A 7,312-nucleotide genomic window follows, 5' to 3' on the forward strand; every position below is an offset into this window, starting at 1 on the left:
ACTTCCGGCCCAGCCCGTCGAAGTTGTGCGACTGGTGCTCCCATCAGCAACTGTGCCCGGCGAAGGGCGGCACTCCGCCACCGTTTCCCTTCGACGCGCTGGCCGAGCTGACCAGCGACCGGCGTCCAGTGGCCGCACCCAGCACCGAGGTGGCTATCGACAGCTGATGGTCGCGTCCGGGGGCTGGTGAGCGCTGAACGCGGCGTAGTCCAACGCCAGGGATGCCAGGTCCGCGACTGTCACGGCGGACAGGTCATCGATCACGGTCCGGCCAGGAGCGGCCGCCACCGGCACCTGGTTCTGCACCGCCAGCACCACGCAGCCCGCAGCCTCGGCCGAGGCGACGCCGGTCGGTGAATCCTCGATCGCCACGCAGCGCGACGGCTGCACGCCGAGTCGCTGAGCCGCCATCAGGTACGGCTCCGGATCCGGCTTCCCGCGACTGACCTGGTCACCGGTCACCAGCGTGCGGAAAGTCCCGGGCGGCAGCTGGCCGGCGACCGACCGGGCCAGTGACTCATACGACATCGTGACCATGGCGCACGGCACGCCGGCTGAGCGCAGGTCGGCGAGCAGCCGGCGCACGCCGGGACGCCAGGCGATCTCGCGCGCGACGGCGGCCTCCACCTCGACGAGCATCCGGTCCACGATCTCGGGCAGTGGCAGTTCGACGCCGCCGTGGGTACGGATGTAGGCCGCCGCGTCCAGCAGGGCACTGCCGATGATGGCCTGGGCGTGCGCGGTGCTCCAGCTGCCACCGAACGATTCGACCAGCCGGTACTCAGCCGCCAGCCAGGCCGGCTCGGTGTCGACCAGGGTACCGTCCAGATCCCACAGCACGGCCTGCAAGCCGGACTCAGCCAGCCCGTCGGAGTAGCTCACTTGGCGGCGATCACTTGGCGGCGATCACTTGGCGGCGAAGTACTTGGCTTCGGGGTGCGGCACGATGATCGCCGAGGTGGACTGCTCGGGGACCAGCTGGAACTCCTCGGACAGCGCCACGCCGATCCGCTCGGGCCGCAGCAGCCGGAACAGCTGCTCCTGGTCCTCCAGGTTCGGGCAGGCCGGGTAACCGAAGGAGTAGCGGGAACCGCGGTAGCCCTGCTTGAAGATCTCGTCCAGGTCGGCAGAGTCCTCGCCGGCGTAGCCCAGTTCGCCGCGAACCCGGCGGTGCCAGAGCTCGGCAAGGGCCTCGGTCAACTGCACCGACAGGCCATGCACCTCGAGGTAGTCGCGGTAGTTGTTCGCCGCGAACAGCTCGTTGGCGAACTCCGAGATCCGTGCGCCCATGGTCACGACGTGGAAGGCCACCACGTCGGTCTCGCCGGACTCGCGGGAGCGGAAGAAGTCCGCCAGGCACAGCCGGCGGTCCCGGCGCTGGCGGGGGAACTCGAAGGACTCGGCCTCGCCCCCGTCCTCGCCGAGGATGACCAGCTTGTTGCCGTCGCTGACGCAGTGGAAGTAGCCGTAGACGACGGCCGCCTCCAGCACGCCCTCGGTCTGGAACCGCTCCAGCCAGTACCGCAGCCGCGGCCGGCCCTCGGTCTCGACCAGCTCCTCATAGCTCGGTCCCTTACCGCCGCGACCACCCTTGAGCCCCCACTGCCCCATGAAGGTGGCGCGCTCGTCCAGCAGCGCGGCGTACTCGGCCAGCGCGATGCCCTTGACGACCCGTGATCCGAAGAACGGCGGGACCGGCACCGGCACGTCGGTGGCCACGTCCGAACGGGTGCCTTCCAGCGGATCCTCGACGGCCTCCTCGGCGGCGCGGCGCTCCGCCGCGATCCGCAGTGACCGCTCGCGGCGAGCCTTGCGCTCGGCGAGCTTGCGGCTCTCCTCCTCGGAGAGCTTGGTGTCATCCGGCCCGTTGGGGTTGACGGCCACCCCGCCCCGCCGGACCGCCATCAGTGCGTCCATCAGCCGCAGGCCGTCGAAGGCGTCGCGGGCGTAGCGGACGTCGCCGGTGAAGATCTCGCTCAGGTCCTGCTCGACGTAGGCCCGGGTCAGCGCCGCGCCGCCGAGCAGCACCGGGAACCGGTCCGAGACCCCGCGGGAGTTCATCTCCTGCAGGTTCTCCTTCATCACCACGGTGCTCTTTACCAGCAGCCCCGACATCCCGATCGCGTCGGCGTGATGCTCCTCGGCCGCCTCCAGGATCGCGGTGATCGGCTGCTTGATGCCGATGTTGACCACGGTGTAGCCGTTGTTGGACAGGATGATGTCGACCAGGTTCTTGCCGATGTCGTGCACGTCGCCCTTGACGGTGGCCAGCACGATGGTTCCCTTGCCGTCGGTGTCGGCCTTCTCCATGTGCGGTTCCAGGTAGGCCACCGAGGTCTTCATCACCTCGGCGGACTGCAGCACGAACGGCAGCTGCATCTCGCCGCTGCCGAACAGCTCGCCGACCGTCTTCATCCCCGACAGCAGGGTGTCGTTGATGATCTCCAACGCCGGACGCCGCGCCAGTGCCTCATCCAGGTCGGCCTCCAGCCCGTTGCGCTCGCCGTCGATGATCCGCCGCTGCAACCGCTCCTCCAGCGGCAGCAGCGCCAGCTCCTGGGCCCGCGAGGCGGCTGTGGACTGCGAGGACACCCCCTCGAACAGCTGCAGGTAGCGCTGCAGCGGGTCATAGGCCTCGTTCACGGTGCCGTCGTCGTTGACGCTCTCCTGGCGGCGGCGGTCATAGACCAGGTCCAGCGCCACCTCGCGCTGCTCGGCCGGGATCTTCGACATCGGCAGGATCTTCGAGGCGTGCACGATCGCCGAGTCCAGCCCCGCCTCGACGCACTCGTGCAGGAACACCGAGTTGAGCACCTGCCGGGCCGCCGGGCTCAACCCGAAGGACACGTTGGACAGCCCCAGCGTGGTCTGCACCTCGGGATGACGGCGCTTGATCTCGCGGATCGCCTCGATGGTCTCGATGCCGTCGCGCCGGGTCTCCTCCTGGCCGGTGGCGATCGGGAACGTCAGGCAGTCCAGCATGATGTCGGACAGCGGGATGTCCCAGTTGCCGGTCAGGTCGCCGATCAACCGCTCCGCGACCGCCACCTTGTGCTCGCGGGTCCGGGCCTGGCCCTGCTCGTCGATGGTGAGGGCGACCACGGCCGCGCCGTGCTCCTTCACCAGCGGCAGCATCCGGGCGTAGCGCGAGTTCGGGCCGTCCCCGTCCTCGAAGTTGACCGAGTTGACGATCGAGCGGCCACCGACCATCTCCAGGCCCGCCTCGATGACCGGCGGCTCGGTGGAGTCGAGCATCAGCGGCAGGGTGGAGGCGGTGGCGAACCGGCCGGCGATCTCGCGCATGTCCGCGGCGCCGTCCCGGCCGACGTAGTCGACGTTGACGTCCAGCAGGTGCGAGCCGTCCCGGCTCTGGGACCGCGCGATCTCCACGCACTGGGTGAACTCGCCGTTGAGCATCGCCTCCCGGAACGCCTTGGAGCCGTTGGCGTTGGTGCGCTCGCCGATCATCAGCACCGAGGCGTCCTGCCGGAACGGCACGCTGGCATACAGCGAGGACACCGCGGGCTCGGACACCGGGCGCCGTGGCGTGGCCGTCATGCCGGCCACCCGCTCGGCCACCAGCCGGATGTGCTCGGGCGTGGTGCCGCAGCAGCCGCCGACCAGGCCGGTGCCGAACTCGGTGACGAAGGAAGCCAGCGAGCTGGCCAACTCCTCGGGGGTGAGCGGGTACCAGGCGCCGTTGGGGCCCAGTTGCGGCAGCCCGGCGTTCGGCATCACCGACAGCCCGACCTTGGCATGCTGGGACAGGTAGCGCAGGTGCTCGCTCATCTCGGCGGGACCGGTGGCGCAGTTCAGGCCGATCAGGTCGATGCCCAGCGGCTCCAGGGCGGTCAGCGCGGCGCCTATCTCCGAGCCGAGCAGCATCGTGCCGGTGGTCTCGACGGTGACCTGGGCGATCACCGGCAACGCCCGCCCGGCGTCGGCGATCGCACGCCGGGACCCGATCACGGCGGCCTTGGTCTGCAACAGATCCTGCGAGGTCTCCACCAGCAGGACGTCCGCGCCGCCTTCGATGAGGCCGGTGGCCTGCTCGAAGTAGGCGTCGCGCAGCTTGGTGAAGTGGACGTGGCCCAGCGTCGGCAGCTTGGTGCCCGGGCCGATCGAACCGATCACGAACCGCGGCCGGTCGGCGGTGGAGTGCCGGTCGGCCACCTCGCGCGCGATCCGGGCCCCGGCCAGGGCCAGTTCCCGGATCCGGTCGGCGATGTCGTACTCGGCGAGGTTGGCCCAGTTCGCCCCGAAGGTGTTGGTCTCCACCGCGTCCGCGCCGGCGTCGAGGTAGGCCTCGTGCACCCCGGCCACCACGTCGGGCCGGGACACGTTGAGGATCTCGTTGCAGCCCTCCAGGCCCTGGAAATCCGCCAGGCTCAGGTCGGCGGCCTGCAGCATGGTGCCCATCGCGCCGTCGGCGACCAGCACGCGTTGGGTCAGGGCGGACAGGAACGGGTCGCTCATCGGATCCAGGGGCACAGTGATGAGTTTACCGGGCTCGGGAATGTCAATGCCGTTCGTGCCGAGCCCGCTCGGCCAGGGCCGAAGCGACCCGCACGGTGCCAGCGGACCGACCCGCGCGTGACCGCGCCCGGGCCGGTTACGGCCTGTTGCCGCTCCGGCCACCGGTCCGGAGTCCTAAGCTGGGCAGATGACTGAATTCGAGAACTGGCCGGAACTGAAGGACCCGGTTCTCGTCGCGGCATTCGAAGGCTGGAATGACGCCGGCGATGCCGCCACCGGAGCGATCGAGCATCTGGAGCTGATCTGGTCGGCGACCCCGCTGGCTGCGCTGGATCCCGACGACTACTACGACTTCCAGGTGAACCGCCCGACCGTCTCGCTGGTGGACGGCGTGTCACGCCGGATCACCTGGCCCACCACCCGGCTGTCGGTGTGCCGGCCGGCCGGCGCCGACTTCGACGTGGTGCTGGTCCGTGGCATCGAGCCGAACATGCGCTGGCGCGGCTTCTGCGAGGAGCTGCTGGAGATCATGCGCGAGCTTGGGGTGCGGACCGCGGTCACCCTGGGCGCGCTGCTGTCGGACTCTCCGCACACCCGGCCCACCCCGGTGACCGGAACCTCCTACGACGGGGCCAGCGCCGCCCGGTTCGGCCTGGACCGGTCGCGCTACGAAGGCCCCACCGGCATCGTCGGCGTGCTGCAGGAGGCGTGCGTCTCGGTCGGCATCCCGGCGATCTCGTTCTGGGCAGCCGTGCCGCACTACGTGGCGCAGCCGCCGAACCCCAAGGCCACCGTCGCCCTGCTGCACCGGGTGGAGGAGGTTCTGGACATCCCGGTGCCGCTGGGCGAGTTGCCAGCCCAGGCCGATGACTGGCAGAAGCTGGTCGACGAGATGGCCGCCGAGGACGAGGACGTGCGCGACTACATCCGCAACCTGGAGGAGCGCGACGACGACGGCGAGATGCGCGAAGCGTCCGGCGACGCCATCGCCAAGGAGTTCGAGCGCTACCTGCGCCGCCGCGACAGGGGCGGGCCGCCCGGCTCGATGTAGGCGGCTCGGCCCATCAGCGGGCCAATACACTGCGAAGTCGATCAAAAACTCGATCGGGTACTGGACGGCACCGGACCACCTCGGCGCCGGTGCTGACCCATACGAAGGGACGCCGCGCACCGATGCTCACCTTGCGCTGGGGTTCGGCCACGGATGTCGGCCGGGTACGCACGCTGAACGAGGACAGCCTGCTGGCGGTGCCAGGGCTGTTCGTGGTGGCCGACGGCATGGGCGGTCATGCCGCGGGCGAGGTGGCCAGCCAGCTGGCGGTCGCGGAGTTCGCGCGGCTGGCCGAGCAGGCTCCGGTGCGGGCCGAGGACGTCACCGAGGCGGTCCGGCTGGCCAACGAGCACATCCTGTCCGCCGGGGCCGAGCGCGGCGACCGGCACGGCATGGGCACCACCCTGACCGGGATCGGGGTGGTGGGTTCCGAGCGCGGTGAGGATCTGGCTGTCTTCAACGTCGGCGACTCGCGGGTCTACCGGCTCACCGACGGGCAGCTGCACCAGCTCACGGTGGACCATTCGGCGGTCCAGGAACTGGTCGACGCCGGCCGGCTCACCGCCGAGGCCGCCAGGACCCATCCGCGGCGCAATGTGGTGACCCGGTCGCTGGGCATGGATCCCGGCCCGGCACCTGACGTCTGGCTGGTTCAGCCGGTGCCCGGTGACCGGTTCCTGGTGTGCTCGGACGGGCTGACCGGCGAGCTGGAGGATGCCGACATCGCCGCGTTGCTGGCCGAGAACCCGGATCCGCAGGCAGCGGCCGACCAGCTCGTGCACCAGGCGGTTGCCTCGGGTGGCCACGACAACGTGACGGTCGTGGTGCTCGACGTCGTGGAGGTGGTCGCGGCCGAGCCGTCCGCAGAGCTAACCGCGGCGATGCCGGTCGGGGACGCCGGGGCCACCGCGGTGCTGCCGTCCGGCGAGCTGCCGCTACCGCCGACCGCGCCGATGCCGACCGCGCCGATGCCGTCGGGGTGATGCCGTCGGGGTGATGCCGTCGGGGTGATCCGCGTTCGCGGCCCTGCCCGTCCGCCCCGCCCCGGAGCTCGCACCCGCACCTGCGCGGCTGGACTCCGGCGTTAGATTCGAGGGCAACGTTCGTTTGGCATCGCCAACCGCACCCAGGGGAGACACGTGACTCAGTACGACACGATTGCCCTCGAGTACCAGAAGATCTCCGCCGCCGTGCCGCTCCGCGACGCCGAGTGGTACTCCCTGCGCGTCCGGCTCGGCGACCTCACCGGTCTTTCCGTCCTCGACCTGGCCTGCGGCGACGGGATGGGCACCCGCCTACTCCGGCGGTGGGGGGCCGAGCGCGTGCTGGGCGTCGACATCTCGCCGCAGATGATCGCGCTGGCGCAGCAGCGGGAAGATGCCGAGCCCCTGGGGATCGAGTACCGCGTCGCGGACGCCGCGACGCTGGGGAAGGTCGGCGAGTTCGACCGAGTCTCCGCCGCCTACCTCCTGCACTATGCCGCGAACCGTGATCAACTACGCCAGATGGTGCGGACGGCCTACGACAACCTCAAGCCGGGCCAGCACTTCGTGGCGAGCATCGCCAACATCCTGCAGCCGCCGCGGCCCACCTTCGATCAGCGCAAGTACGGGTTCTCCTTCCGCCTGATGGAGGAAACCCTCCACGAGGGGGCGGGGCTTCGCGGCACGTTGTTCCTCGGCGAGAAGATGGTGGAATTCGACTTCTACTGGCTGCCCTGGCAAGCGTACGAGGAGGCATTCCGCAGCGTGGGATTCCGCTCGTGGAAGATCGAGCCTTTCCTGA

Annotated in this window: 5 protein-coding genes and 1 pseudogene; 4 read left to right on the plus strand and 2 right to left on the minus strand. The window is 70.1% G+C overall.

The features are described 5' to 3' along the window. Window positions 1-167: pseudogene (locus VF542_RS00480) on the plus strand (recombinase RecB); the annotation flags it as partial. Here VF542_RS00480 and VF542_RS00485 read toward each other — a convergent pair. Both VF542_RS00485 and metH read right to left on the minus strand, forming a co-directional pair. After that, entirely contained in the window at window positions 154-882 is a 729-nt protein-coding gene (locus VF542_RS00485) for an HAD family hydrolase (RefSeq protein WP_408649747.1), read from the minus strand. The pseudogene VF542_RS00480 and the gene VF542_RS00485 sit on opposite strands and share 14 nt — an antisense overlap. Window positions 883-906: 24 nt before the next feature. Then, window positions 907-4,476: a methionine synthase gene (metH, locus tag VF542_RS00490; protein ID WP_408649751.1), complete on the minus strand. Its 3,570-nt coding sequence runs from the start codon at window positions 4,474-4,476 to the stop codon at window positions 907-909. A gap of 187 nt (window positions 4,477-4,663) precedes the next feature. On the opposite strand from metH, the gene VF542_RS00495 reads away from it, so the two are divergent. From VF542_RS00495 to VF542_RS00505, 3 genes are all read left to right on the plus strand, one after another. Next, window positions 4,664-5,527 (plus strand): PAC2 family protein, encoded by an 864-nt coding sequence (locus VF542_RS00495; protein WP_408649748.1) that lies wholly within the window; start codon window positions 4,664-4,666, stop codon window positions 5,525-5,527. A gap of 89 nt (window positions 5,528-5,616) precedes the next feature. Further along, entirely contained in the window at window positions 5,617-6,510 is an 894-nt protein-coding gene (locus VF542_RS00500; RefSeq protein ID WP_408649749.1) for a PP2C family protein-serine/threonine phosphatase, read from the plus strand. A gap of 156 nt (window positions 6,511-6,666) precedes the next feature. Further along, window positions 6,667-7,312 (plus strand): class I SAM-dependent methyltransferase (locus tag VF542_RS00505; protein WP_408649750.1); only part of this gene is annotated, 646 nt, incomplete at its 3' end.

The organism is Jatrophihabitans sp., from assembly GCF_036389215.1.
GTDB lineage: Bacteria > Actinomycetota > Actinomycetes > Mycobacteriales > Jatrophihabitantaceae > Jatrophihabitans_A.

Coding starts and splice junctions, on each gene's coding strand:
- VF542_RS00495 (WP_408649748.1), top strand. CDS start 4,664: ATGACTGAATTCGAGAACTGGCCGGAACTGAAGGACCCGGTTCTCGTC.
- metH (WP_408649751.1), bottom strand. CDS start 4,476: ATGAGCGACCCGTTCCTGTCCGCCCTGACCCAACGCGTGCTGGTCGCC.